Below are 24,696 nucleotides of genomic sequence, written 5' to 3' on the forward strand. Positions count from 1 at the left end.
ACCGCCATGGCGTTGCAGCGCGCAGGCCTGCGGATAGCGCGTGACCTCCAAAAGGGGCGCATGTAATAGACAGCACTGTCGATCATAAAAAGGCCGCCCGGCGGCCCGTACGAGAGGAAGTCTGCCATGTCCGATCAGGCCGCTGTGGAGTTTGATTGCTCCGATATCGATCAATATCTCGGCAAGGTCATCGATTCGTCGCCGATCCGGGAGCCGCTGGGCAACAACGATATCCGGCGCTGGGTCCAGGGCATGCACTACCCCAACCTGATCCATTTCGATCCGGCCTACGCCGCGGCAAGCCGCTATGGGCGCCTTGTCGCGCCGCAGAGCTTCCCGATCGTCATGGACGATGGTCACGGCACCTCGCCTTCCTGCGTGGGCTGCATTCCCAATTCGCACCTGCTCTTCGGCGGCGATGAGTTCTGGCACTATGGTCCGCGCGTCTTCGGCGGCGATACCATCACCAATGAACGCATTCCGTTCGACTATGTCGTGAAGAACACCGGCTTCGGGCCGACCTGCTTCCAGCGCGGCGACAATTTCTACCGTAACCAGCACGGCGAGCTGATCTCGAAGCAGCGCTCGACCGCGATCCGCTATCTCGCCCATGCCGGCGGCGATACCGTCAACACTGCCGAGTTCGAAGAGCCGGAATGGACTGACGAGGAACTGGAAAAGCTGGAAGAACGCAAGTTCGCGTGGGTCCAGATGCTTCACGATCTCGGGCATGGCGAGCGCTGGTGGGATGACGTTCAGGTGGGTGACAACCTGCCCGAGCGTGTCTTCGGCCCTCATACCGTCGCCAGCTTCACCACCGAATGGCGCTCGTTCCTGTTCACCACCTGGGGCACGCTCGACCGCCGCGAACTGGATCTGGCCGCGCTCGGCTTCACGGCCGAAATGGCCGGGCACGAGAATGATCCCCACATGGAGCGGATCAACCCGGAACTGACCGATGGTGCCTACTTCGGCCCATCGCGCGGGCACCTGTTCCCCAAGTATGCCCGCAGGATCGGTATGCCGCGCGCTTATGGCTATGGTGCGTCGATGGGCGCCTGGGTGACCGACTATCTCGGCGGTTGGGCCGGTGAATGGGGCATGGTCGTCCACTCCACCGCCAATTATCGCGGCCCGGCCCTCTCGGGCGACGTCACGATCCAGACGGCCGAAGTCGTCGACAAGATGGTGGACGAGGAAGGCCGCCACCTCGTGCAGGTGAAGCACAAGATGATGAACCAGAAGGGCACTCTGATGTGCGCAGGCATCGCGGAAATCGCGCTGCCCAAGAAGCCGGACTGACCCGGGAAAAGGCGGGGCGGCTCAGGCTGCCCCGCCAACCGGCCGCGCGGGCCCGGCGCGCTTGCCCGGCCAGGCCAGCAACGCCAGGTATACGAGACCGAAAGCCGGGAAGATCGCCCAGTCCACCCAGCTGACGATGTTCTCCACCGCGCTGCGCACGTTCCATCCGAAGGCGATCTGGAGACCGTCGAGCAGCAGTGCCCGCGATCCGCCGATGACGAGCGCCGCGCTCCACCAGCCGCTGCGACCGAAATCGTGCAAGCGTCGGATGGCGAGGGCCGGCGCGGGAACCGCGCAAGCCAGCCCAATGGCCAGCGCTGCCACGCCGGCGCTCCGGTCATCGACGAACCACGAGATGACTGTCGAAAGCAGCGCAGCGATCATGCTGGCGGCAAGCAGGTAGGCCCAGAGTTCGCCGCGTGATGCCTTGCCGGTGAAATCGAAGCTCGCCCGCAAGGTCGCGCCGATGCCGCGCATATAGCTCGCCATCATGATACGTCCTCGCCATGGCCGTGGTTCGAACGATCGAGACCGGCGCGTTCGGCATCTTCCGATACCCGCATCGGGAAGGCCAGCGAAGCCATGAGCGCGACGATGGCGGTTGCCGCAACGGACCAGACGACCACGATACCAAGTCCGGACACCTGGGCAATAAGCTGTGAAATCATGGTGTTGCCGGGATAATATCCCACGCCTCCGAGGTCTACCGAGAGGAACGGCGCAAGCAGGAGCGCGCCGGCCATGCCGCTGAGCCCCGCCACGGCGAACACGTCCATCGCGTCGTCGATCTGCAGCGCGCGGCGAACGAAGCGCCGGGCCTGATAGCCGACCGCGGCGCCGACGATACCGAACAGGATCGCCGCTCCCGGCGAGACATAGCCTGCGGCAGGTGCGATCACGGCGATCCCGGCGAGCACGCCTTTACCGCTCGCCGCAGCGCTTACCCGGCCGGTGGCAAGGCGTTCGATCCCCAGCCACGTCAGCACGGCGGCCGCTATCGCGAGGTGAGCGGCGATGACGGCGGCTGCCGCATCGTCATTCGCGGAAAGCGCCCAGCCGCCGCACAGGCCGAATGCACCGGCCCACAGGAACGCGGTTCCGGCCAGAGCCATTACGGGATTGTGGGCTCGCCCGGTTTCGCGGGGAAAGCCGATGCGCCGGCCCATCATGACGGCGACGACCAGTGCAGAAACCCCGGCGCTGGTGAACATGGCGAGGCCGCCTGCCCAATCGAGCGTGCCCACCGTGCGCGAGAGCCAGCCGCCGCCCCAGATCCAATGGGCGATCGGTGCCTGAACGACCAGCGTCCAAAGCGCGCAGAACGCCACGACCCAACCGAAACGCGCGCGTTCGGCCCAGGCTCCGGCCATGAGTACCGGGGGCAGCGCGGCGACGGCGATCTGGAACAGCACGAACACGCTTTCCGGCAGTTGGGTGCCGCTACGCACATTCCCGAGGTCGATCAGCATCCAGGCGTTTCCGCCGCCGATCCAGCCACCCGAAAGGTCGCCGAAAGCCAGCGTATAGCCCACGACAGCCCAGAGCAGGGTAACGACCGCAACGATGGCGCCGGACTGGATCAGGACCGAAAGGGCATTGCGGGCGCGGACCGAGCCGGAATGAAGCAGCGCGAGGCCGGGGATCGCCATGAGCAGGACCAGTGCGCTTGCGGCCAGCATCCATGCGGTGTCGCCGCTATCGGCCACGTCGATCCGTCCAGCCTGCGCCATGGCCGGGCCGGGCAGCGCCGTGAGCGCGGCGAGAATGGGCAGCAGGCCCCGTCTGGTCATCGATTTTCCCCATGAGGCCGGGACCGCGCACCGGGCCGCCGTCGTCAGGGCGGGACTTAACGCAGTAAATCGGCCGGAGACAAGAATGGGATTAGGGAATTGCGCTTAGGTAAGCTCGGGAAGTACCTGATCGGGCGGACGGTGGCCGTCTACCCAGAAGCGGATATTGGCGATGATCCGCTCTCCCGCCGCGCCGCGTCCTTCGTGCGTGGCGCTGCCGAGATGAGGCAGGGCGACAACGTTGGGCAGGGCGAGCAGCCTGGGGTCCACTGCCGGTTCCTGTGCAAATACGTCGAGCCCGGCCCCGGCGATGCGGCCTGAGGACAGGGCGGCGATCAGGGCGTCTTCATCCACCAGCTTGCCGCGTCCGGTGTTGATGAGGCAGGCATTGGGTTTCATCAGGCCGAGCGTGCGGGCGTTGATCAGGTGATCGGTGCCGGGAACGGCAGGGCAGTGCAGGGTCACGACGTCGGATTCGGCGAAAAGCCGATCGAGATCGCCTTCGTAGCGTGCCGCGAACCCGCTCTCGATCGCGGCGGGCAGGCGGTGCCGGTTGTGATAGACGATCTCCATGCCGAAAGCTCTGGCACGGTGGGCGACCGCCTTTCCGATGCGGCCCATGCCGACGATGCCGAGTGTCTTGCCGGCAAGGCTTTGCCCCAGCATGGCGGAGGGGCCCCAACCGGTCCATTCTCCCCGGTAGAGCACTCTGGCACTTTCGCCAAAGCGGCGTGCCGTGAACAGGATGAGGGCAAGCGTCAGATCGGCGGTATCGTCGGTGAAGACGCCGGGCGTATTGGTGACCACGATATCGCGTGCCCGCGCGGCGGCGACGTCGATATGTTCGGTGCCCGCGCCGAAGCTGGCTATCAGCCCGAGTCGCGGACCGGCCTGTGCGATCAGTTCGGCATCGATCCGGTCGGTCACGGTTGGGACCAGCACTTCGCATTCGCTCATCGCCTGTGCGAGGGCGGCCCTGTCCATGGGCTTATCGTCCTCATTGAGAACGACATCGAAGAGTTCGGCCATGCGTGCTTCGACAGCAGGCAGGAGGCGCCGGGTGACGATCACGCGGGGGCGCTCGAACTGCGAATGGGCGAGGGGTGTTTCGGTAACCAGCGTCATTTCGGAAATGGGCTAGGCCTTCCACAGGCGGCCGGTCAAGAAACCTTGAAGAAGAGGCATTCGGCAGCGTATGAAATGGCGATGTTTCGCTGGAATATCCGACAGTCGATCGTTGCGGCCAGGTCCGTCATCAGGGGCCGTATCGTCACGGGAGCCGCAATTGCGTGCACCGCTGCCCTCTGCGGGGCGGTTGCGCCTGCCCATGCCGCCGATGACGACAAGGTTCCCTACTGGGCATCCATCGATACGGACCTGGCCAACCTGCGGGTGGGGCCGGGCGAATCGTACAGGATCGACTGGGTCTATCGCCGTCCACACCTGCCGGTGAAAGTGATCCGCCGCGAAGGCCCATGGCGCCTGATCGAGGACCCGGACGGCGACAAGGGCTGGATGCGTGACCTGTTGCTTTCCCGCCAACGCGCGGCGCTGGTCAAGGCGAAGGGGCTTGTGGAAATGCATGCCGAGCCCAATTCGTCGTCGCCGATGCTCTGGCGGGTGCAACCGGGGGTGATCGGCCTGCTGGGCGACTGCAAGCAGGGATGGTGCCCGTTCGACGTGGAAGGGCACAAGGGCTTCGTCGATCAGGAAACGCTGTGGGGTGCAGGCGCGCCCTGAAGTATCTCCCGCAATAACCTGAACACAAAGAAAAACCCCGCCGGATTACGGCGGGGTTTTTCTTTTTCGGCCGAGTGGCGGTCCGGCCGGATCAGGCCAGTTCGATCGCCACCGCAGTCGCTTCGCCGCCGCCGATGCAGAGCGAGGCGACGCCCTTCTTCAGGCCCTTTTCCTTCAGGGCATTGATGAGGGTGACGATGATGCGCGTGCCGGAAGCGCCGATCGGATGGCCGAGCGCCGTCGCGCCGCCGTGAACGTTGACCTTGTCGTGCGGGATGCCGAGGTCGTGCATGGCGAACATGGCGACGCAGGCGAACGCCTCGTTCACTTCGAACAGGTCGACGTCCGAGAGTTGCCAGCCCACCTTGTCCATCAGCTTGGTGATCGCGCCGACGGGGGCGGTGGTGAACTTGGCGGGCTCCTGCGCATGGGCCGACACGCCCACCACCGTAGCGACGGGCGAGAGGCCCTTGTCGGCGGCGAAGCTGGCGCGGGTCATGACGACCGCGGCGGCGCCGTCGGAAATCGAGCTGGAGCTGGCGGCGGTGATCGTGCCGTCCTTGGCGAAGGCGGCGCGCAGGGTGCGGATCTTGTCGGGATTGCCCTTGGGCGGCTGTTCGTCGCTGTCGATCACGACTTCACCCTTGCGGGTCTTGACGGTGACGGGGACGACTTCGTTCCGGAACGCGCCGCTGGTGATCGCTTCCTGGGCGCGGCGCAGGGATTCGATCGAGTAATCGTCCTGGTTTTCGCGGGTGAGCTGGTACTCGTCGGCGGTCACTTGCGCGAAGGAGCCCATCGAGCCGCCTTCGTAAGCGTCTTCCAGGCCGTCGAGGAACATGTGATCGTAAAGCGTGTCGTGCCCGGCGCGCGCGCCCGAGCGGTGCTTCTTCGACAGGTACGGCGCATTGGTCATCGATTCCATGCCGCCGGCGATCACCACGTCGAGCGAACCGGACGCGAGCGCTTCCGCGCCCATGATGACAGTCTGCATGCCCGAGCCGCAGACCTTGTTTACCGTGGTGGCCTGGACCGACTTCGGCAGGCCGGCCTTGAGAGCGGCCTGACGGGCAGGGGCCTGGCCAAGACCGGCCGGCAGCACGCAGCCCATATAGATGCGTTCGATATCCTCACCGGCCACGCCGGCGCGTTCGACCGCGGCCTTCACCGCCGTTGCGCCGAGGTCGGTCGCCGAAACTTCGGCGAAAGCGCCCTGGAGGCCGCCCATCGGAGTACGAGCATAGGAAAGAATGACAATCGGGTCTGAAGCCGAGATTTGGGCCATTATTATGCCTTTCACGCTTGAAAATCAGGTATCCTTCGGAAGCGACGTAGTGTTGCACTGCACCAATTGCAATTGGTGACTCCTCCTCAGCGCAGGGCAAGCATGCTCCATCCCCATGGCGTTGGCCCAGCGCTTTGCAGGCCTTCGACAGCGGCGATTTTCGCAAGCTGGATGCTAAATCTTGCATCAATGAGGCGGCTTGCTGTTTTTGCTCCGAAATTGCCCAATCTCCCGACTTCTGCGGGTTTCGACTTGATGCGGCATCATGACGAACCGTGTCCCGCTCAGGGCTTGTTGCGAATGACTTGCAACACCGCAGAGTTCCGCCATTTATTCCCTTCGGACACCTTGCAGAGGGGGGAGGGCTGGCCTAAGAGCGCCCGCAACAACCGGGCACTGCCATTGGCATGAGTCCGGCTTGCCGTATCCGGTATGAAGGCCAGAACCATTGACTGATCTGTCACAATACCTGCCGATCCTGATCTTTCTCGCGATCGCGCTCGCGCTCTCGTCGGTGATCGTGCTGCTGCCGATGGGCGTCGCTCGCCTGACCGGCACCCACAACCCAAGCGCCGACAAGAACAGCGAGTACGAATGCGGCTTCCCCGCGTTCGAGGACCCGCGCAGCCAGTTCGATGTCCGCTTCTATCTCGTCGCGATCCTCTTCATCGTCTTCGACCTTGAAGCCGCGTTCCTGTTCCCCTGGGCCGTTTCGCTGAAGCTGACGGGCTGGGCCGGATGGCTGACGATGATGGTGTTCCTCGGCGAACTGGCCATCGGCCTCGCCTACGCATGGAAAAAGGGAGCTCTGGACTGGGAATGAGCACGCTCGTCAACTCCGCCGGCCAGCCCCTCGCTCCGGCACTCGCATCAGCCAACGTTCAGGGCGGCGCTATCACGCAGCCCGATCAGGCATTCTTCAAGGACCTCAACCAGGAAGTATCCGACAAGGGCTTCCTGGTCACCTCGACCGAGGAACTGTTCCAGTGGGCCCGTACCGGCTCGCTGTGGTGGATGACCTTCGGTCTCGCCTGCTGCGCGGTCGAGATGATCCACGTCAACATGCCTCGCTACGACATGGAGCGCTTCGGCGCCGCGCCGCGCGCTTCTCCGCGCCAGTCGGACGTGATGATCGTGGCCGGCACGCTGTGCAACAAGATGGCTCCGGCGCTCCGCAAGGTCTACGACCAGATGTCGGACCCGAAGTATGTCATCTCGATGGGCTCGTGTGCCAATGGCGGCGGCTACTATCACTACAGCTACAGCGTCGTGCGCGGCTGCGACCGCATCGTTCCGGTCGACATCTACGTGCCGGGCTGCCCTCCGACCGCCGAGGCGCTGCTCTATGGCGTGATGCAGTTGCAGCGCAAGATCCGCCGCGCCGGCACGCTCGAGAGGTAAGGGCACGATGACCGTTCTGCATTCCGCCCCCAAATTCGCCTCGAACGAAGGTGTGATCGAGACTCTCTCGGCCGCACTCGGTCCGGTGCTGACCGCTGCCCGCGAGGAGCACGGCGAAGTCGTGCTCACCGTCGCGCGCGACCAGATCGAGAACGCCCTGCGCCTGCTGCGTGACCATCACGAATACCAGCAGCTCATGGAAATGGCTGGCGTCGACTTCCCGTCGCGGCCCGAGCGTTTCGAAGTCGTCTACATGCTGCTTTCGGTGACGAAGAACCATCGCCTCATGGTGAAGGTTTCCGCGGCCGAGAACACGCCGGTTCCCACCGTGACCACGCTGTGGCCGAACGCGGGCTGGCTCGAACGCGAAGTGTTCGACATGTACGGCGTGATCTTCGCTGGCAACCCGGACCTGCGCCGCATCCTGACCGACTACGGTTTCGAAGGCCATCCGTTCCGCAAGGACTTCCCGCTGACCGGCTACGTGGAACTGCGCTATTCCGAAGAGGACAAGCGCGTCGTCTACGAACCGGTCAAGCTTGCGCAGGACCTGCGCCAGTTCGACTTCATGAGCCCGTGGGAAGGCGCCGAATACGTTCTTCCCGGCGACGAGAAGGCTGCGCAGCAGCCTGCGCCGCCGCCGGTCGAGAAGCCGAAGACTACCGACAGCAAGGCTGATACCGGCGCCGGTGACAAGGCGAACGACAAGGCTGCCGAGAAGTCCGGCGATTCCGCGAAGGGAGACGACAAGTGAGCATCCAGCTCGAGCAGTCGCCGACCACCGGCGATGAAGTCATCACCAACTACACGATCAACTTCGGCCCGCAGCACCCTGCGGCGCACGGCGTTCTGCGCATGGTCATGGAACTCGATGGCGAGATCATCGAGCGCATCGATCCGCACGTCGGCCTGCTGCATCGCGGCACCGAAAAGCTGATCGAGCACAAGACCTACCTCCAGGCGCTGCCGTATTTCGACCGTCTGGACTACTGCTCGCCGCTGGGGATGGAGCATTCCTACGTCCTGGCGATCGAGAAGCTGCTCAACCTCGAAGTGCCGATCCGCGCGCAGTACCTTCGCGTGCTGTTCGCCGAGCTGACGCGCATCTGCAACCACATGCTCAACATCGGCTCCCACGTCATGGACGTGGGCGCGATGACCCCGAACCTGTGGCTGTTCGAAATCCGCGAGGATTGCCTCAACTTCTTCGAACGCGCTTCGGGCGCGCGCATGCACTCCGCGTGGTTCCGTCCAGGCGGCGTTCATCAGGACGTGCCGCTCAAGCTGCTGACCGACATCGCCGACTGGCTCGATACCCGCCTGCCGACGCTGTTCGAGGACGCGATGAGCCTCGTGGTCGACAACCGCATCTTCAAGCAGCGCAATGTCGACATCGCGCTGGTGAGCAAGGAAGACGCGCTGGCATGGGGCTTCTCCGGCCCGATGATCCGCGGCGCGGGCATTCCCTGGGATCTGCGCAAGTCGCAGCCCTACGACGTCTACGACCGCATGGACTTCGAGATCCCCGTCGGCACCAACTCTGACTGCTACGACCGCTTCATGGTCCGCGTCGAGGAAGTGCGTCAGTCGGCCCGGATCATGAAGCAGTGCCTCGCCGAGATGCCGGAAGGTCCGATCGCCTCCTCCGACCGCAAGGTTTCGCCGCCGAAGCGCGGCGAGATGAAGCAGTCGATGGAATCGCTGATCCATCACTTCAAGCTCTACACCGAAGGCTTCCATGTGCCTGCCGGTGAAGTCTACGTCGCCACCGAGAGCCCGAAGGGCGAATTCGGCGTCTATCTCGTCTCGGACGGCTCCAACAAGCCGTATCGCTGCAAGATCCGCCCGACCGCCTTCTCGCACCTCCAGGCGATGGACTTCATGTCGAAGGGCCACATGCTTCCTGACGCGACCGCCATCCTCGGCGCCATCGACGTCGTGTTCGGGGAGTGCGACCGTTGAGCCGCCTCGCAATCGCCGAAGCCATGATCGCGGCCTACAACGCGCAGGATGCCGATCTCTACGTGACCTACATGACCGACGAAGCCAGCGAAGCGAACTATCGCGGCGCTGTGGTTCGCGAGGGCAAGGAGGGCACGCGCTCGGGTCTCAAGGCGGCTTTCGCCAGGTGGCCCGAGAACAAGGCCGAGATCGTTTCGCGTGAAGAAACCGACAACTATGTCGTTTTCCGTGAACACGTGACGCGCGGTCCGGCAACGGACGGTTCCGATCTTGTCGAGCCTTTCGACGTTCTCGCGGTCTACAGCTTCGAGGGTGACAAGTGCTCGCGGGTTGAGTTCATCCGATGAAATTCAACACGCTCGAACTGACCCGCATCTGGGCCGCCGTCACCGGCGTGGCCCTTGCGGTTTGGTACTTTGCCGCCGTCTATATCGGTCTCCAGCCCACGGCCGTGCTGCCGATGCTGGTAACCGCGATCGGCGGTTTCGAATTGTTTCTTTTCGGCCAGGACCAGTGGCTGAAGCGCAGGGGTAAGCATGGCTGACCGCTATATCGAACCCGACTCGCCCGAACTTCGGGCCCGTTGGGGCAATTTCGCCTGGACCGCCGAAAACGCCGAAAAGGCGAAGGAAGTCGTGTCCCGCTATCCCGACGGGCGCCAGCGCTCGGCGGTGATGCCGCTTCTCGACCTCGCCCAGCGCCAGGTCGGTGCAGAGCTGAACACGCAGGGCTGGCTGCCGATCCCGGTGATGGAATACATCGCCGCATATCTCGACATGCCGGTAATCCGCGTCGTCGAGGTCGCGACGTTCTACACGATGTACAACATCGCGCCGATCGGCCGCTTTCACGTGCAGGTCTGCGGCACGACGCCGTGCATGCTGCGTGGTTCGGACGACCTTCTCGCCACGTGCAAGTCGCGCGGCATGAAGAAGGGCCACATTTCGGAAGACGGCCTCTGGTCGTTCACCGAAGTCGAATGCATGGGCAACTGCGCCTCGGCTCCGATGGTCCAGATCAACGACGACAACTACGAAGACCTCACGTCGGACCGCCTGAACGCGGTGCTCGACGCGCTGGCGCGTGGTGAAACGCCGAAGGCCGGGACGCAGGATCCTGCCCGTCACACCGTCGAACCCGTCGGTGAGCCGACCAACCTGGCCGCGATGATCACGGCCAATCATGACTATCGGAGTGAGTGGTAATGGCTCTCGCCGACAAGGATCGCATCTTCACCAACCTCTACGGCTATCAGCCGTGGAACCTGAAGGAAGCGCAGGCGCGCGGCGCCTGGGACAACACCAAGGCGCTGATCGAGCGCGGCCGTGACGCCATCATCGACGAGATGAAGGCATCGGGTCTGCGCGGTCGCGGCGGTGCGGGCTTCCCCACCGGCATGAAGTGGTCCTTCATGCCCAAGCAGCCGCCGCTCGACCAGGCCGGCAATCCGAAGCCCAGCTTCCTTGTGATCAACGCGGACGAATCCGAGCCCGGTTCGTGCAAGGATCGCGAGATCATGCGCCACGACCCGCATCTCCTGTTCGAAGGTGCGCTGGTCGCGGGTTTCGCAATGGGTGCGCGCGCGGCCTACATCTACATTCGCGGCGAATACATCCGCGAGGCAGAGACGCTGTTCGCGGCGCGTGAAGAGGCTTACGCAGCCGGCCTGCTGGGCAAGAACGCCTGCGGTTCGGGCTACGATTTCGACGTCTTCGTCCACCGCGGCGCCGGCGCTTACATCTGCGGCGAAGAAACCGCGATGATCGAAAGCCTCGAAGGCAAGAAGGGCCAGCCCCGCCTGAAGCCGCCGTTCCCGGCCGGCGCAGGCCTCTACGGCTGCCCGACCACGGTCAACAACGTGGAATCGATCGCTGTTGCGCCCACCATCCTGCGTCGCGGCGCAGCCTGGTTCTCCAGCTTCGGCCGAGAGAACAACAAGGGCACCAAGCTCTTCCAGATCAGCGGGCACGTGAACCGTCCCTGCGTGGTCGAGGAAGAGATGTCGATCCCGTTCAGCGAACTGATCGAGCGTCACTGCGGCGGCATTCGCGGCGGCAAGGACAACCTGCTGGCGGTGATTCCCGGCGGTTCGTCGGTTCCGCTGGTTCCGGCCGCCGATATCTGGGACGCTCCGATGGACTTCGACGGCCTGAAGGCTGTCGGCTCGGGCCTCGGCACCGCTGCCGTCATCGTCATGGACAAGTCCACCGACATCGTCCGCGCCATCAGCCGGATCTCGTACTTCTACAAGCACGAGTCCTGCGGCCAGTGCACCCCCTGCCGCGAAGGTACGGGCTGGATGTGGCGCGTGATGGAGCGCCTGCGCACCGGCGACGCGGAAGTCGAGGAAATCGACATGCTGCAGCAGGTGACCAAGCAGGTCGAAGGCCACACCATCTGCGCTCTGGGCGACGCTGCGGCGTGGCCGATCCAGGGCCTGATCCGTCATTTCCGTCCGGAGCTTGAGCGCCGGATCGCCGAAAACGTCCGCGAGGCTGCCGAGTAATGCCCAAGGTCAAAGTCGACGGCGTCGAGATCGACGTCCCCAACGGCGCAACCGTGCTGCAGGCCTGCGAGCTTGCCGGCAAGGAAATCCCGCGCTTCTGTTATCACGAGCGCCTGAGCATCGCCGGCAATTGCCGCATGTGCCTGGTCGAAGTGAAGCCCGGACCGCCCAAGCCCCAGGCTTCGTGCGCGCTTCCGGCTACCGAAGGCCAGGAAATCCGCACGGATTCCGAAATGGTCAAGAAGGCGCGGGAAGGGGTGATGGAGTTCCTCCTCATCAACCACCCGCTCGATTGCCCGATCTGCGATCAGGGCGGCGAGTGCGACCTTCAGGACCAGTCCGTCGCTTACGGTCGCGGCGCTTCGCGCTACGACGAGAACAAGCGCGCGGTCACTGAAAAGTACATGGGCCCGCTCATCAAGACGACGATGACGCGCTGCATCCACTGCACCCGCTGCGTGCGCTTCTCGGAAGAGATCGCAGGTGTGGACGAGATCGGCGCGCTCTATCGCGGCGAGTCCATGCAGATCACCACCTATCTCGAGCATGCTGCCAAGCATGAGATGTCGGCCAACGTGATCGATCTCTGCCCGGTTGGCGCACTTACCTCGCGTCCCTACGCATTCGAGGCCCGCCCCTGGGAACTCAAGAAGACGCTGGGCATCGATGTGTCGGACGCCACCGGTGCCAACATCCGCATCGATGCGCGCGGCCGCGAAGTGCTCCGCGTGCTTCCTCGTAACAACGACGACGTCAACGAGGAATGGATCAGCGACAAGGCGCGCTACATGGTCGACGGCCTTACCAAGCGCCGTCTCGACAAGCCGTTCCTGCGCCGTGACGGCAAGCTCGTCGCGGTCAGCTGGAACGAGGCCTTCGCCGCCATCGCCACGTTGAACCCGGGCAACTCGATCGCTGCGGTCGCCGGCGACATGGTCGATTGCGAAACGATGTTCGCCGCCAAGAAGCTGGTCGGCGCGCTCGGTTCGACGCTCATCGAAGGGCGCCAGACCGGGATGGACTATGCAACCGACAGCCTCGCCGCCGTCAACTTCAACACCACGTTCGCAGGGATCGAGACCGCCGACGCGATCCTGATCGCCGGCAGCCACGTGCGCTGGGAAGCGCCGCTTCTCAACGTCCGCCTGCGCAAGGCGGTGAAGCGGGGCGCCAAGGTGTTCCTCGTCGGTCCCGAGTGGGAAACCACCTTCGGCGGCGAATTCCTCGGCGAAGACCTCTCGGTCCTCGGCAATCTTCCGCAGAACGTCGCCGATGCGCTTTCGAACGCGAAGCGTCCGGCGGTCATCCTCGGTGGTGCGGCGCTCGGCCGTGGCGGTCTGGAAGCGGGCCTCGCGCTCGCTGCCCAGTTCAACCTGGTTCGCGATCTTGAAGACGGCACCCCGTGGAACGGTTTCAACGTCCTCCACATGGCAGCGGCCCGCATGGGCGGCCTGATGCTCGGCTACGCGCAGAAGGGCGGCATTGCCGATCTCGTCGCCGCCAAGCCCAAGGTTCTGCTCGCGCTCGGCGCCGACGAAGTGGACTTCACCCAGTTCGCCGGTTCGATGATCGTCTACATCGGTCATCACGGCGACAAGGGCGCTCATGCCGCTGACGTCATCCTGCCGGCTTCGGCCTATACCGAAAAGGCCGGCACTTACGTCAACACCGAAGGCCGCGTGCAGTGGTCCGACAAGGGCGTGTTCGCTCCAGGCGATGCCCGCGAGGACTGGACCATCCTTCGCGCCCTTGCCGACGCTTTCGGCGTCTCGGTCGGGTTCGACAGCTTCGATCAGTTGCGAAATGCAATGATCGAGGAAGTTCCTGCACTTGGCAGCGAAGGCCTCGCCGACTACGGGAGCGTTCTGCCTGCCGGGGGCGCTTCCGCTGCCGGCCAGATCGCCTATCCGATCAAGGACTTCTACATGACCAACCCGATCGCCCGCGCGAGCGCCGTCATGCAGCGTTGCTCGGCCGAACTGCTTCACGGTGAAGACCTGGCGGAGGCCGCGGAATGACCGCTTTCTTCCAGAATCTCGGGATGAGCTACGAGTGGGCATGGTTCGTATCCACCGTCTGCGGCATCCTGCTCATCGCGCTGCCGCTGATGCTGGCCGTCGCCATGATCATCTATGTCGACCGCAAGATCTGGGCTGCCATGGCGCTGCGCCGCGGCCCCAACGTGGTCGGCCCGTTCGGCCTGCTTCAGTCCTTCGCGGACGGCCTGAAGGTCTTCCTTCAGGAAACCATCGTTCCCTCGGCTGCGAACAAGGGCCTGTTCCTGATCGCGCCGATCGTGACCTTCACGCTGGCGCTGCTGTCCTGGGCGGTGATCCCGTTCAATTCGGGCGCGATCCTGGCCAATATCAACATCGGCCTGCTCTACATCCTCGCGATCAGTTCGCTGGGTGTCTACGGCACGATCATGGCGGGCTGGGCTTCGAACTCGAAGTACCCGTTCTTCTCGGCGATGCGCGCTTCGGCGCAGATGATCTCGTATGAAGTCTCGATCGGCTTCATCCTGATCTGCGTCGTGCTGTGGGCGGGCACGTTCAACATGAACGACATCGTCTGGGCGCAGAAGGGCCACGTCTTCGGCATCATCAACGGTTTCGTCGCTAACCCGCTGCTGTTCCCGATGTGGGTCATGTTCCTGATTTCGAGCCTTGCGGAAACGCAGCGCGCGCCCTTCGACCTTGCCGAAGCGGAATCGGAACTCGTCGCCGGTTACCAGACCGAATATTCGTCGATGGCATTCGCCGCATACTGGCTGGGCGAATATGCCAACGTGCTCCTGATGTGCGCGCTCAATGCGACGCTGTTCTGGGGCGGATGGCTGCCGCCGCTCGACATCCCCGTTCTCTACCTCGTGCCGGGCTTCGTATGGTTCCTGCTCAAGGTCTTCTTCTTCTTCTTCGTGTTCAGCTGGATCAAGGCTACCGTTCCCCGGTACCGCTATGACCAGTTGATGCGCCTGGGCTGGAAGGTCTTCCTGCCCGTATCGCTGCTGTTCGTCGTACTCGTCAGCGGCTACCTCATGGCTACCGGACACTTCCAATGACCGTCGGACAACTCATAAAGAGCTTCACGCTCTGGGAGTTCGTGAAGGCGCACTGGCTGACCTTGAAGTATTTCTTCAAGCCCAAGGCGACGATCAACTACCCCTTCGAGAAGAACCCGCTTTCGCCCCGCTTCCGTGGTGAGCACGCCCTTCGCCGTTATCCCAACGGCGAGGAACGCTGCATCGCCTGCAAGCTTTGCGAGGCGATCTGCCCGGCGCAGGCGATCACGATCGAAGCCGCGCCGCGCGATGACGGTTCGCGCCGTACCACGCGCTACGACATCGACATGACGAAGTGCATCTACTGCGGCTTCTGCCAGGAAGCCTGCCCGGTGGACGCCATCGTCGAGGGGCCGAACTTCGAATATGCGACCGAAACGCGCGAAGAACTGCTTTATGACAAAGCCAAGCTGCTGGCGAACGGGGACAAGTGGGAGCGTGCTATCGCCGCTAACCTTGAAGCCGACGCACCGTACCGATAGGGGGCCGCGGACATGATCCAGACTTTCGCCTTCTACCTTTTTGCGGTGCTGACGATCGCTTCGGCGGCCGCCACCATCCTTTCCCGTAACCCGGTCCATTCGGTGCTGTTCCTGATCCTGGCGTTCTTCAACGCCGCCGGGCTCATGATGCTCACCGGTGCCGAGTTCATCGCCATGCTGCTCGTCATCGTCTACGTCGGCGCGGTCGCGGTGCTCTTCCTGTTCGTCGTCATGATGCTCGACATCGACTTCGCCGAACTGCGGGCAGGGTTCGTCAAGAACTTCCCGCTCGGGATGCTTGTAGCCGTGGTGCTGCTTGCCGAGATGGTGCTGGGCCTTGGTGCCTACAAGGCCGGCGCCCTGAACCTCGGCACGCCTGACGGTACGGCAGCGACGCCGACCGGTGCATCCAACATCGAGGCCATCGGCGGACTGCTCTACAGCCGCTATCTGTTCCTGTTCGAAGCGGCCGGCCTGATCCTGCTCGTCGCGATGGTTGGCGCCATTGTCCTGACTCACCGTCAGCGCGGTGACACGCGCGGCCAGAAGGTCAGCAAGCAGATCGCGCGTCGCCCTGATGAGGCGACCGTCAACGTCAAGCCGGAAGTCGGCAAGGGGGTTTCGCTGTGATCGGCGTCGAACATTACGTGGTCGTGAGCTCGATCCTCTTCGTGCTCGGCGTCCTCGGCATTTTCCTGAACCGCAAGAACGTCATCGTTCTGCTCATGGCGATCGAACTGATCCTGCTTGCGGTCAACATCAACCTCGTCGCGTTCAGCGCGTTCCTGCACGACCTCACGGGCCAGATCTTTGCGATGTTCGTGCTGACGGTCGCTGCCGGCGAGGCCGCAGTGGGGCTTGCTATCCTCGTGATCTATTTCCGTGGCCGCGGCAGCATCGCCGTCGACGACGTCAACCGGATGAAGGGATAAGGCCTTGCACCCGATCCTGATCATCGTCTTCCTGCCGTTACTGGCAGCGATCATCGCCGGGCTGGGCAACAAGCAGCTCGGCCACGTCCCCGCAAAGGTCCTGACGACCGGCGCGCTGTTTGTCGCCTGTGCGTTGAGCTGGCCGATCTTCATCGGTTTCCTGACCGGAAACGCCGAAGCTGCCGTTGTCCCGGTGCTCAAGTGGGTCCAGTCGGGCGCGATGACCTTCGACTGGTCGCTGCGCGTGGACTCGCTGACTGCGGTCATGCTCGTCGTCGTGACTTCCGTTTCCGCGCTCGTTCACCTCTATTCCTGGGGCTACATGAGCGAGGAGCCGGATCAGCCGCGCTTCTTCGCGTACCTGTCGCTCTTCACGTTCGCCATGCTCATGCTGGTGACCGCTGACAACCTGGTGCAGATGTTCTTCGGTTGGGAAGGCGTGGGTCTTGCCTCGTATCTCCTGATCGGCTTCTGGTTCCGCAAGCCTTCGGCCGGTGCCGCCGCGATCAAGGCCTTCGTGGTCAACCGCGTGGGTGACCTTGGCTTCATGCTCGGCATCTTCGCCACCTTCCTGGTGTTCGGCACGGTCTCGATCCCCGAGATCCTGCACGCGGCGCCCGGCATGGCCGGTTCGACCATCGGGTTCCTCGGCTATCGCTTCGACACGATGACCGTGATCTGCCTCCTGCTGTTCGTGGGCGCGATGGGCAAGTCGGCGCAGCTCGGCCTGCACACCTGGCTTCCGGACGCGATGGAAGGCCCGACCCCGGTGTCGGCGCTGATCCACGCGGCCACCATGGTCACCGCGGGCGTCTTCATGGTCTGCCGCCTGTCCCCGATGTTCGAGACCAGCGAAACGGCGATGCACGTCATGGCTTTCGTCGGCGCCTGCACCTGCTTCTTCGCGGCCACCGTCGGCTGCACGCAGTGGGACATCAAGCGCGTCATCGCCTATTCGACCTGTTCGCAGCTCGGCTACATGTTCTTCGCCGCCGGCGTCGGCGCCTATGGCGCGGCCATGTTCCACCTGTTCACGCACGCCTTCTTCAAGGCACTGCTGTTCCTCGGTGCGGGCTCGGTGATCCATGCGATGCACCATGAGCAGGACATGCGCTTCTACGGCGCTCTGCGTAAGCACATCCCGATCACCTTCTGGACGATGACGGCGGGTACGCTGGCCATCACCGGCGTTGGTATCGCGGGCTTCGTCGGCTTCGCAGGGTTCTACTCGAAGGACGCCATCCTTGAGGCGGCGTTCGGTTCGGGCACGGCAGTTGGCGGTTTCGCCTTCTGGATGGGCATCGCCGCTGCGCTGATGACCAGCTTCTACTCCTGGCGCCTGGTCTTCCTGACCTTCTTCGGAAAGCCGCGCTGGATCCAGTCGGAGCATATCCAGCACGCGGTGCATGATGCGCACGGCCACGGTCACGACGACCATGGTCATGACGATCACGCACATGACGACCATGCCGATGATGCACATGCTCACGCGGCTCCCGAACTCGGTTCGCGCGGTCCGGACTACACGGCGCATGGCGACGGTACGGGTGGCTATCACCCGCACGAGAGCCCGCTGGTCATGCTGTTGCCGCTGCTGATCCTGGCAACGGGCGCGGTACTTGCCGGCTTCGTCTTCCAGCATGCCTTCGTCTCGGAAGGGACGGGTGAGTTCTGGAAGGGTGCGCTGGTCTTCCACGAACACCTGATCCACGCCATGCACGGCGTGCCGACCTGGGTGAAGTGGGCGCCGTTCACCGTGATGTCGCTGGGCCTGCTGACCGCATGGTACGGTTACATCAAGAACATCTCGTTCCCCAAGGCAGTCGCCGAACAGCTCGGGCCGGTCTACACCTTCGTGTACCGCAAGTGGATGTTCGACGAGCTCTACAACATCATCTTCGTCCGTCCCGCATTCTGGCTCGGCAAGGTGTTCTGGAAGATCCTGGATATCGGCGTGATCGACAAGTTCGGTCCCGACGGTGCGGCCTGGGTCGTCGCCAGGGGTTCGACTTACGCGCAGAAGGTCCAGTCGGGCTATCTGTACAGCTACGCTCTTGTCATGCTGCTGGGCCTTGTCGGCGCCATCAGCTGGGTGATCGCGGGATAAGATGATGAGTGGTTTTCCGATCCTCAGTCTGATGTTGCTGGTGCCGCTCGCGGCGGCGCTGGCATGTCTCTACCTTGATGCCAAATCGGCACGCATGGTGGCGCTTCTCGCCACCCTTGCGAACCTTGCCCTTGGTGTCGTCCTCTGGCTGAACTTCGACGTCGGCGGTGCGCAGTGGCAGTTCCAGGAACGGCACGAGCTGTTCTCGGGCTTCTCCTACGCCCTCGGCATCGACGGTATCGCGCTGCTCCTGATCGAGCTTTCCGTCTTCCTCATGCCGATCTGCATCGGCGCGAGCTGGAACTCGATCGAGAAGCGCGTGGGCGAATACATGGCGGCGTTCCTGCTCGTCGAAACGCTGATGATCGGCGTCTTCACGGCCCAGGATATCTTCCTGTTCTACATGTTCTTCGAAGCCGGCCTCATTCCGATGTACCTGATCATCGGCATCTGGGGTGGCGCGGATCGCATCTACGCCTCCTACAAGTTCTTCCTCTACACGCTGCTCGGCTCGGTGCTGATGCTCGTGGCGATGCTGTGGATGGTCCACACCGCCGGCACGACCTTCATCCCCACGTTGATGACCTATGACTTCGATCCGCAGGTCCAGACCTGGCTGTGGCTCGCCTTCTTCGCCAGCTTCGCGGTGAAGATGCCGATGTGGCCGGTCCACACCTGGCTCCCGGCGGCGCACGTTCAGGCGCCGACCGCGGGCTCGGTGATCCTGGCAGGCGTGCTGCTGAAGATGGGCGGCTACGGTTTCATCCGCTTCTCGCTGCCGATGTTCCCGGAAGCTTCGGCCTACTTCGCGCCGCTGGTCTGGGGCCTGTCGATGGCCGCTGTCGTCATCACCTCGCTCATCGCGCTGGTGCAGGACGACATGAAGAAGCTGATCGCCTATTCGTCGGTCGCGCACATGGCGATCGTCACCATCGGTCTCTTCGCCTTCAATCCGCAGGGCCTCGAAGGCTCGATGCTGGTCATGCTGAGCCACGGTCTCGTCTCGGGCGCGCTGTTCCTCAGCGTCGGCATCATCTACGATCGCCTGCACACCCGTGAGATCAGCCGCTACGGCGGTCTTGCCATCAACATGCCGCGTTATGCGCTGTTCTTCCTGCTCTTCACGATGGCCTCGATCGGCCTTCCGGGCACCAGCGGTTTCGTCGGCGAATTCTTGAGCCTCGGCGGTATCTACCAGGCATCGAGCTGGACGGCGCTGATCTGCACCACCGGCATCATCCTGGGTGCCGCCTACATGCTCTACCTCTATCGCCGTGTCGTCTTTGGCGACCAGAAGAATGCCGATGCCGCCGCCATGGCCGACCTCGACCTGCGTGAATACCTGATGGTGATCCCGCTCGGCCTCGCGGTCCTGTGGATGGGCGTCTATCCCGAGAGCTTCATCGCTCCGATGCGCGCAGATATTGCCGCACTCGACGCCCGGCTCGCTCGCGCAAAGCCGGAAGGAGACGCCAAGTTGGTCATGGGCAAGGAAAAGCCTGCACATGAAGAAGCAGCCGCGCATGAGGGGGCACACTGATGGACTGGTCACAGTCGCTGCGCCTTATCGCGCCGGAAGAAACGCTTAGCGTCGCAAGCCTCGTCTTGCTCCTCATTGCCGCCTGGGGCGGTGACAAGGCAGCCAGGCTGATCTCCGTTCTCGCCGTGGCGGCGCTCGTCGCCGCCGGCATCCTGGTCGCCCCCGCGCTTTGCGGCGGCGCCATGGGTGCCGAAACCTCGGCCTTCTTCGGCCAGTTCCGTGCCGACGCCTTCGCGTCCTATGCCAAGATCCTGATCTACCTCTCGGCCGCCGTGTCGCTGGTGATCGCCCCGGCCTACTTCGACCGCTTCAAGGCGATGCGTGCGGAGTATCCGGTTCTCGTGCTCCTCGCCTCGCTGGGCATGGGCATGATGGTCTCGGCTACCGACCTGCTGACGCTCTACATCGGCCTCGAAATGAACTCGCTGGCCGCTTACGTCCTCGCGGCGTTCCTGCGCACTGACGGTCGTTCGGCCGAAGCCGGCCTCAAGTACTTCGTGCTGGGCGCGCTGGCTTCGGGTATCATGCTCTTCGGCATGAGCCTGACCTATGGCTTCGCCGGAACCACCTCGTTTGCCGGTATCAGTGCCTCGATGGTGCACGGTCTCTCGAACGGCGCGCTGTTCGGCATCGTCTTCGTCTTCGCCGGCCTTGCCTTCAAGATCAGTGCCGTTCCGTTCCACATGTGGACGCCGGACGTCTATGAAGGCGCGCCGACCCCGGTTACCGCGCTCTTCGCCACGGCCCCCAAGGTCGCAGCGCTCGGCCTGACCATGCGCGTTGCCGTCGAAGCCTTTGGCGACCAGGCGGCTGCCTGGCAGCAGATCGTGGTCTTCGCCGCGCTCGCCTCGATCGTCGTGGGTGCCCTTGGCGCCATCGGCCAGTCGAACATCAAGCGACTGATGGCCTATTCGTCGATCAACAACGTCGGCTTCATGCTCGTCGGCCTTGCCGTGGCAACCCCGCAGGGCATTTCGGCCATGCTGTTCTACCTCGCAATCTACGTTGCGATGACGGTGGGCGGCTTCGTCGTGATCCTCATGCTCAAAGATGCCGACGGTAACCCGGTCGAGGACATCGCCAAGATGGCCGGCCTTTCGCGCAGCCGTCCGGGCCTGTCCCTGGCGCTGGCGATGATCATGTTCAGCCTTGCCGGTATTCCGCCGCTCTTCGGGTTCTGGGGCAAGTTCCTGGTGTTCAAGGCGGCTGTGGACGGCGGCATGATTGCGCTTGCCGCCATCGGCTTCGCGGCCTCGGTGATCGGCGCTTTCTACTACCTCAAGGTCGTCAAGGTCGTTTACTTCGACGAACCTGCCGACGTGGTGCAGGGAGAGAGCGACATCTGGCACAAGCTGATCCTCGTGGGTTCGTGCGTGTTTATCTCGCCGCTCGGCTTCCTGCTCACCAAGTGGCTCGGCCACCTGACTGAAACGGCTTCGGCCGCTCTGTTCACCGGCCTTTGATCGAGGTCGTCGAAGAGACCGCTTCCACCAACGCGGACCTTTCCCGGCGCCTCGGCGCCGGGGAGGGGCTTGCGGAAGGTTTCTGGCTGCGTGCGGTCAGGCAGAGCGCCGGACGCGGCCGCCGCGGTCGCCAATGGTCTTCGCCTGAGGGCAATCTCTACGCCAGCACCGTTATCGCGCTGAGAGCCGATGACCCTCCCGTCCACACGCTGGCTTTCGTCGCCGCGCTTGCCGTGCGCGATCTCATGGCCCTGCGGCTTCGCGGGGGCACGGATTGCCAGTTGAAGTGGCCGAACGACGTACTGGTCGGCGGCGCCAAGATCTGCGGCATCCTGTTGGAGCGCACGGGCGATCATGTGATCGCCGGCATCGGCGTCAACGTGGTAAGCGCGCCTCGGCTGCCGGACCGGGCAACCACTTCGATCCTTTCGGAAAACCCTGCCCATAGCGGCGATGCACAGGCCGTCCTGGGCGATCTGGCGTCCTGCTTTGCCGCACGTCTGGTGCGGTGGCGATCCGAAGGACTGGCATCCACGCTGGCCGAATGGACCCGCCACGCCCATCCGCAGGGCACTCCACTGTTGGTGGCCATGGATGAGGAAGGGATGGTCCCGGGCGCCTTTGCCGGGCTTGACCCGGATGGAGCATTGCGCTTGCGTCTTGCCGACGGGTCCCTACGTGTCGTCCACGCCGGTGACGTCTCGCTCGCCTGAAGGAAATTCCATGCTGCTTGCCATCGATGCCGGCAACACCAATGTCGTCTTCGCGCTGTTCGAGGGCCGCACCTTGCGCGGTCGCTGGCGCATCGCCACCGATCCGCGCCGCACGGGTGATGAATATGCGGTCTGGCTGATGCAGCTTCTCTCGATCCGCGGCGTTGCCGCCGATGAGATCGACAGCATCATCATTTCCACCGTGGTTCCGCGTGCGCTGCACAACCTCGAAATTCTCTGCCGGCATTACTTCGATGTCGAACCGCTGGTCGCAGGCGTTGGCAAGGCGGACTATGCGATCGACATCGATGTCGATCAGCCCAAGTCGCTCGGCGCAGACCGCGCGGTCAATGCCATCGCCGCGCATGAACGCCATGGCGGCGATCTCATCGTCGTCGATTTCGGCACCGCGACGACTTTCGACGTGGTAGACTATCGCGGCGCCTACAAGGGCGGCATCATCGCGCCGGGCATCAATCTCTCGCTTGATGCTCTGGTGGGGAATACGGCCAAGCTGCCGCGTATCGCCATCGCGGTGCCTGCGACGAAGAGCGTGATCGGCCGTAATACCGAGGACCAGATGCTGATCGGCGTGTTCTGGGGTTACGTGGCGATGATGGAGGGCCTGATCGCCCGCATGCGCGCCGAAATCGGGCGCCCCGCCAAGGTCATAGCGACCGGCGGGCTAGCCGTATTGTTCGACGAGGCTTCCAGTATTTTCGACGCGGTCGATCCCGACCTGACGCTCGAAGGCCTCGCAATTCTTGCCGAAAGGGCATCCAAGAAGTGATTCCAGGTAACGAACTGCTGTTTTGTGCGCTCGGTGGGTCGGGCGAGATTGGCATGAACGTCAATCTCTACGGCTGCCAGGGCAAGTGGCTGATGGTCGACCTGGGCATGACCTTCGGGATGAACGAATACCCGGGGGTGGACCTCGTCTTCGCCGATCTCGACTTTATCGAAGGCGAGCGCGAGAACCTTCTGGGCATCGTTCTCACGCACGCGCACGAGGATCATATCGGCGCGGTTCCCTATTTCGCGCAGGAACTCGATGTTCCGATCTATGCGACGCCTTTCACCGCGCGCCTCGTCGCTGCCAAGCTGGAAGAAGCAGGTATCCTCGGCGAAGTCGAACTGATCGTGATCGATCACCTCGACGCGTTCCAGATCGGTCCTTTCGGTATCCGCTACGTTCCGCTGGCCCATTCGATCGCCGAAGGCAACGCGCTGCTGATCGATACGCCGTTCGGCCGCATCTTCCACACGGGCGACTGGAAGCTGGACGATGAACCGCAAGTCGGCACGCCTGCGACCAAGGCCGAACTCACGGCGATTGGCGATGACGGCGTTCTCGCGCTTGTCTGCGATTCTACCAACGTGTTCAATCCGCAGGCGTCCGGTTCCGAAGGCGATGTCTATCGCGGGCTGCTGGAGGAAGTGAAGATGCATCGCGGCAGGCGTGTCCTGGTCACTACGTTCGCCTCGAACGTGGCCCGTTTGCAGACGCTGGGCGAAGTCGCGCGCAAGACCAATCGCAAGCTTTGCGTGGCCGGGCGCTCGCTGGACCGCATAATCGAGACCGGTCAGGCCAGCGGCTATCTCAAGAAGCTGCCCGAACTGATCGACGTGGAAACCGCGATGGATCTTCCGCGCGGCGAAGTGCTTATCGTGGCCACGGGCGGGCAGGGCGAGCCGCGTGCGGCGCTCTCGCGTATCTCCGACGGCAATCATCCGATCAAGCTTGAGAAGGGCGACGTCGTCCTGTTCTCAAGCCGCCAGATTCCCGGCAATGAAATCTCCATCGGTCGTATCCAGAACCGCCTTTCGGACGCAGGCATCGTGATCGTCACGGACCGGCAGAGCATGATCCACGTTTCGGGTCATCCCGGACGGCCGGAGCTGGTCGCGCTCTATGGTTGGATACGTCCTGAAATCCTGCTGCCCGTTCACGGCGAAATCCGCCACATGCGCGAACAGGCCCGGCTTGGGCTTGAAAGCGGAATTCCCAAGGCGGTCTTCCAGAAGAACGGCGATCTGGTTCGGCTTGCTCCCGGAAATCCGGGCAAGTTCGGCGAAGTGCGCGCTGGGCGGCTGATCCTCGACGGCGACATCATTGCCCCGGCTGACGGCGATGCCATGATCATGCGCCGCCGGATCGCGTCCAACGGCGTGGTCTCGGTGGCTGCGGACCGGCGCGGGCATGTGAAGGTTGCGGCTATCGGCCTTCCGCTTGACGAGGACTATCCCAAGTTCGTCGAGGAAGCGCAGCGCGACGTTGCCGATGCACTCGGCCGCGCCAAGAAATCCGATCGCGAAGTGCGTGTCGAGGCTGCGCGCCTTGCCGCCCGGCGTGCCGCTACCCGCTGGTCGGGCAAGAAGCCGCAAGTGCAGGTGATGCTGCTGGAGGACTGA

Annotated in this window: 25 protein-coding genes; 21 read left to right on the forward strand and 4 right to left on the reverse strand. The window is 63.6% G+C overall.

Going from position 1 to position 24,696, the window contains the following annotated elements; genetic code table 11:
• Positions 1–126 precede the first annotated feature (126 nt).
• Positions 127–1,302, forward strand: coding sequence for an FAS1-like dehydratase domain-containing protein (locus ACXJ16_RS04400; RefSeq protein ID WP_463921468.1), 1,176 nt, complete (start codon positions 127–129; stop codon positions 1,300–1,302).
• A gap of 21 nt (positions 1,303–1,323) precedes the next feature.
• On the opposite strand, the gene ACXJ16_RS04405 is transcribed toward ACXJ16_RS04400, so the two are convergent.
• From ACXJ16_RS04405 to ACXJ16_RS04415, 3 genes are all read right to left on the reverse strand, one after another.
• Positions 1,324–1,794, reverse strand: a complete 471-nt coding sequence (locus ACXJ16_RS04405; RefSeq protein ID WP_463921469.1) for a DUF805 domain-containing protein — start codon at positions 1,792–1,794, stop codon at positions 1,324–1,326.
• Positions 1,791–3,092, reverse strand: coding sequence for an ammonium transporter (locus ACXJ16_RS04410; RefSeq protein ID WP_463921470.1), 1,302 nt, complete (start codon positions 3,090–3,092; stop codon positions 1,791–1,793). The genes ACXJ16_RS04405 and ACXJ16_RS04410 overlap by 4 nt, the downstream gene beginning before the upstream one ends.
• A gap of 105 nt (positions 3,093–3,197) precedes the next feature.
• Positions 3,198–4,217 (reverse strand): 2-hydroxyacid dehydrogenase, encoded by a 1,020-nt coding sequence (locus tag ACXJ16_RS04415; RefSeq protein ID WP_324695596.1) that lies wholly within the window; start codon positions 4,215–4,217, stop codon positions 3,198–3,200.
• Between the two features lie 81 nt (positions 4,218–4,298).
• Here ACXJ16_RS04415 and ACXJ16_RS04420 point away from each other — a divergent pair, with 81 nt between their 5' ends.
• Entirely contained in the window at positions 4,299–4,832 is a 534-nt protein-coding gene (locus ACXJ16_RS04420) for an SH3 domain-containing protein (RefSeq protein ID WP_185998771.1), read from the forward strand.
• A gap of 91 nt (positions 4,833–4,923) precedes the next feature.
• Here ACXJ16_RS04420 and ACXJ16_RS04425 read toward each other — a convergent pair whose 3' ends face one another.
• Positions 4,924–6,117 carry an acetyl-CoA C-acyltransferase gene (locus ACXJ16_RS04425; RefSeq protein WP_132469004.1) on the reverse strand — a complete coding sequence of 398 codons (1,194 nt, stop codon included), beginning with the start codon at positions 6,115–6,117 and terminating at the stop codon, positions 4,924–4,926.
• 448 nt (positions 6,118–6,565) lie between these two features.
• Here ACXJ16_RS04425 and ACXJ16_RS04430 point away from each other — a divergent pair, with 448 nt between their 5' ends.
• Genes ACXJ16_RS04430 through ACXJ16_RS04520 form a run of 19 tightly spaced genes read left to right on the forward strand, consistent with a single transcriptional unit; the run spans position 6,566 to position 24,696 of the window.
• Positions 6,566–6,940, forward strand: a complete 375-nt coding sequence (locus ACXJ16_RS04430; RefSeq protein ID WP_054437662.1) for an NADH-quinone oxidoreductase subunit A — start codon at positions 6,566–6,568, stop codon at positions 6,938–6,940.
• The gene (locus tag ACXJ16_RS04435; RefSeq protein ID WP_054437661.1) at positions 6,937–7,518 is read left to right on the forward strand and encodes a NuoB/complex I 20 kDa subunit family protein; all 582 of its coding nucleotides are present in this window, start codon (positions 6,937–6,939) and stop codon (positions 7,516–7,518) included. The genes ACXJ16_RS04430 and ACXJ16_RS04435 overlap by 4 nt, the downstream gene beginning before the upstream one ends.
• A gap of 7 nt (positions 7,519–7,525) precedes the next feature.
• On the forward strand, positions 7,526–8,272 hold the full coding sequence (locus ACXJ16_RS04440) for an NADH-quinone oxidoreductase subunit C (RefSeq protein WP_054437660.1): 747 nt from the start codon (positions 7,526–7,528) through the stop codon (positions 8,270–8,272).
• Complete coding sequence (locus ACXJ16_RS04445) at positions 8,269–9,480, forward strand: NADH-quinone oxidoreductase subunit D (protein ID WP_054437659.1); 1,212 nt, start codon at positions 8,269–8,271, stop codon at positions 9,478–9,480. The genes ACXJ16_RS04440 and ACXJ16_RS04445 overlap by 4 nt, the downstream gene beginning before the upstream one ends.
• Complete coding sequence (locus ACXJ16_RS04450; protein ID WP_054437657.1) at positions 9,477–9,827, forward strand: nuclear transport factor 2 family protein; 351 nt, start codon at positions 9,477–9,479, stop codon at positions 9,825–9,827. Before ACXJ16_RS04445 ends, ACXJ16_RS04450 begins: the two co-directional genes overlap by 4 nt.
• Positions 9,824–10,024 (forward strand): hypothetical protein, encoded by a 201-nt coding sequence (locus tag ACXJ16_RS04455; RefSeq protein WP_054437656.1) that lies wholly within the window; start codon positions 9,824–9,826, stop codon positions 10,022–10,024. Before ACXJ16_RS04450 ends, ACXJ16_RS04455 begins: the two co-directional genes overlap by 4 nt.
• Entirely contained in the window at positions 10,017–10,685 is a 669-nt protein-coding gene (locus ACXJ16_RS04460) for a complex I 24 kDa subunit family protein (RefSeq protein WP_185997316.1), read from the forward strand. The genes ACXJ16_RS04455 and ACXJ16_RS04460 overlap by 8 nt, the downstream gene beginning before the upstream one ends.
• Positions 10,685–11,986, forward strand: coding sequence for an NADH-quinone oxidoreductase subunit NuoF (nuoF, locus tag ACXJ16_RS04465; RefSeq protein ID WP_132469005.1), 1,302 nt, complete (start codon positions 10,685–10,687; stop codon positions 11,984–11,986). The genes ACXJ16_RS04460 and nuoF overlap by 1 nt, the downstream gene beginning before the upstream one ends.
• On the forward strand, positions 11,986–14,004 hold the full coding sequence (nuoG, locus tag ACXJ16_RS04470; protein ID WP_463921475.1) for an NADH-quinone oxidoreductase subunit NuoG: 2,019 nt from the start codon (positions 11,986–11,988) through the stop codon (positions 14,002–14,004). Before nuoF ends, nuoG begins: the two co-directional genes overlap by 1 nt.
• Positions 14,001–15,047 carry an NADH-quinone oxidoreductase subunit NuoH gene (gene nuoH / locus ACXJ16_RS04475; RefSeq protein ID WP_054437647.1) on the forward strand — a complete coding sequence of 349 codons (1,047 nt, stop codon included), beginning with the start codon at positions 14,001–14,003 and terminating at the stop codon, positions 15,045–15,047. The genes nuoG and nuoH overlap by 4 nt, the downstream gene beginning before the upstream one ends.
• On the forward strand, positions 15,044–15,529 hold the full coding sequence (gene nuoI / locus ACXJ16_RS04480; RefSeq protein ID WP_054437645.1) for an NADH-quinone oxidoreductase subunit NuoI: 486 nt from the start codon (positions 15,044–15,046) through the stop codon (positions 15,527–15,529). Before nuoH ends, nuoI begins: the two co-directional genes overlap by 4 nt.
• Before the next feature lie 12 nt (positions 15,530–15,541).
• The gene (locus ACXJ16_RS04485) at positions 15,542–16,159 is read left to right on the forward strand and encodes an NADH-quinone oxidoreductase subunit J (RefSeq protein ID WP_054437644.1); all 618 of its coding nucleotides are present in this window, start codon (positions 15,542–15,544) and stop codon (positions 16,157–16,159) included.
• Positions 16,156–16,461: an NADH-quinone oxidoreductase subunit NuoK gene (gene nuoK / locus ACXJ16_RS04490; RefSeq protein WP_054437643.1), complete on the forward strand. Its 306-nt coding sequence runs from the start codon at positions 16,156–16,158 to the stop codon at positions 16,459–16,461. Before ACXJ16_RS04485 ends, nuoK begins: the two co-directional genes overlap by 4 nt.
• A gap of 4 nt (positions 16,462–16,465) precedes the next feature.
• Positions 16,466–18,568: an NADH-quinone oxidoreductase subunit L gene (gene nuoL, locus ACXJ16_RS04495; protein ID WP_132469006.1), complete on the forward strand. Its 2,103-nt coding sequence runs from the start codon at positions 16,466–16,468 to the stop codon at positions 18,566–18,568.
• 4 nt (positions 18,569–18,572) lie between these two features.
• Positions 18,573–20,108, forward strand: coding sequence for an NADH-quinone oxidoreductase subunit M (locus tag ACXJ16_RS04500; RefSeq protein ID WP_054437687.1), 1,536 nt, complete (start codon positions 18,573–18,575; stop codon positions 20,106–20,108).
• Complete coding sequence (nuoN, locus tag ACXJ16_RS04505) at positions 20,108–21,571, forward strand: NADH-quinone oxidoreductase subunit NuoN (protein ID WP_054437642.1); 1,464 nt, start codon at positions 20,108–20,110, stop codon at positions 21,569–21,571. Before ACXJ16_RS04500 ends, nuoN begins: the two co-directional genes overlap by 1 nt.
• Complete coding sequence (locus tag ACXJ16_RS04510; protein WP_463921476.1) at positions 21,568–22,284, forward strand: biotin--[acetyl-CoA-carboxylase] ligase; 717 nt, start codon at positions 21,568–21,570, stop codon at positions 22,282–22,284. Before nuoN ends, ACXJ16_RS04510 begins: the two co-directional genes overlap by 4 nt.
• A 10-nt stretch (positions 22,285–22,294) precedes the next feature.
• Entirely contained in the window at positions 22,295–23,074 is a 780-nt protein-coding gene (locus tag ACXJ16_RS04515; protein ID WP_054437641.1) for a type III pantothenate kinase, read from the forward strand.
• Positions 23,071–24,696, forward strand: coding sequence for a ribonuclease J (locus tag ACXJ16_RS04520; protein ID WP_324695574.1), 1,626 nt, complete (start codon positions 23,071–23,073; stop codon positions 24,694–24,696). The genes ACXJ16_RS04515 and ACXJ16_RS04520 overlap by 4 nt, the downstream gene beginning before the upstream one ends.

This window comes from Novosphingobium sp. TK71, from assembly GCF_055361505.1.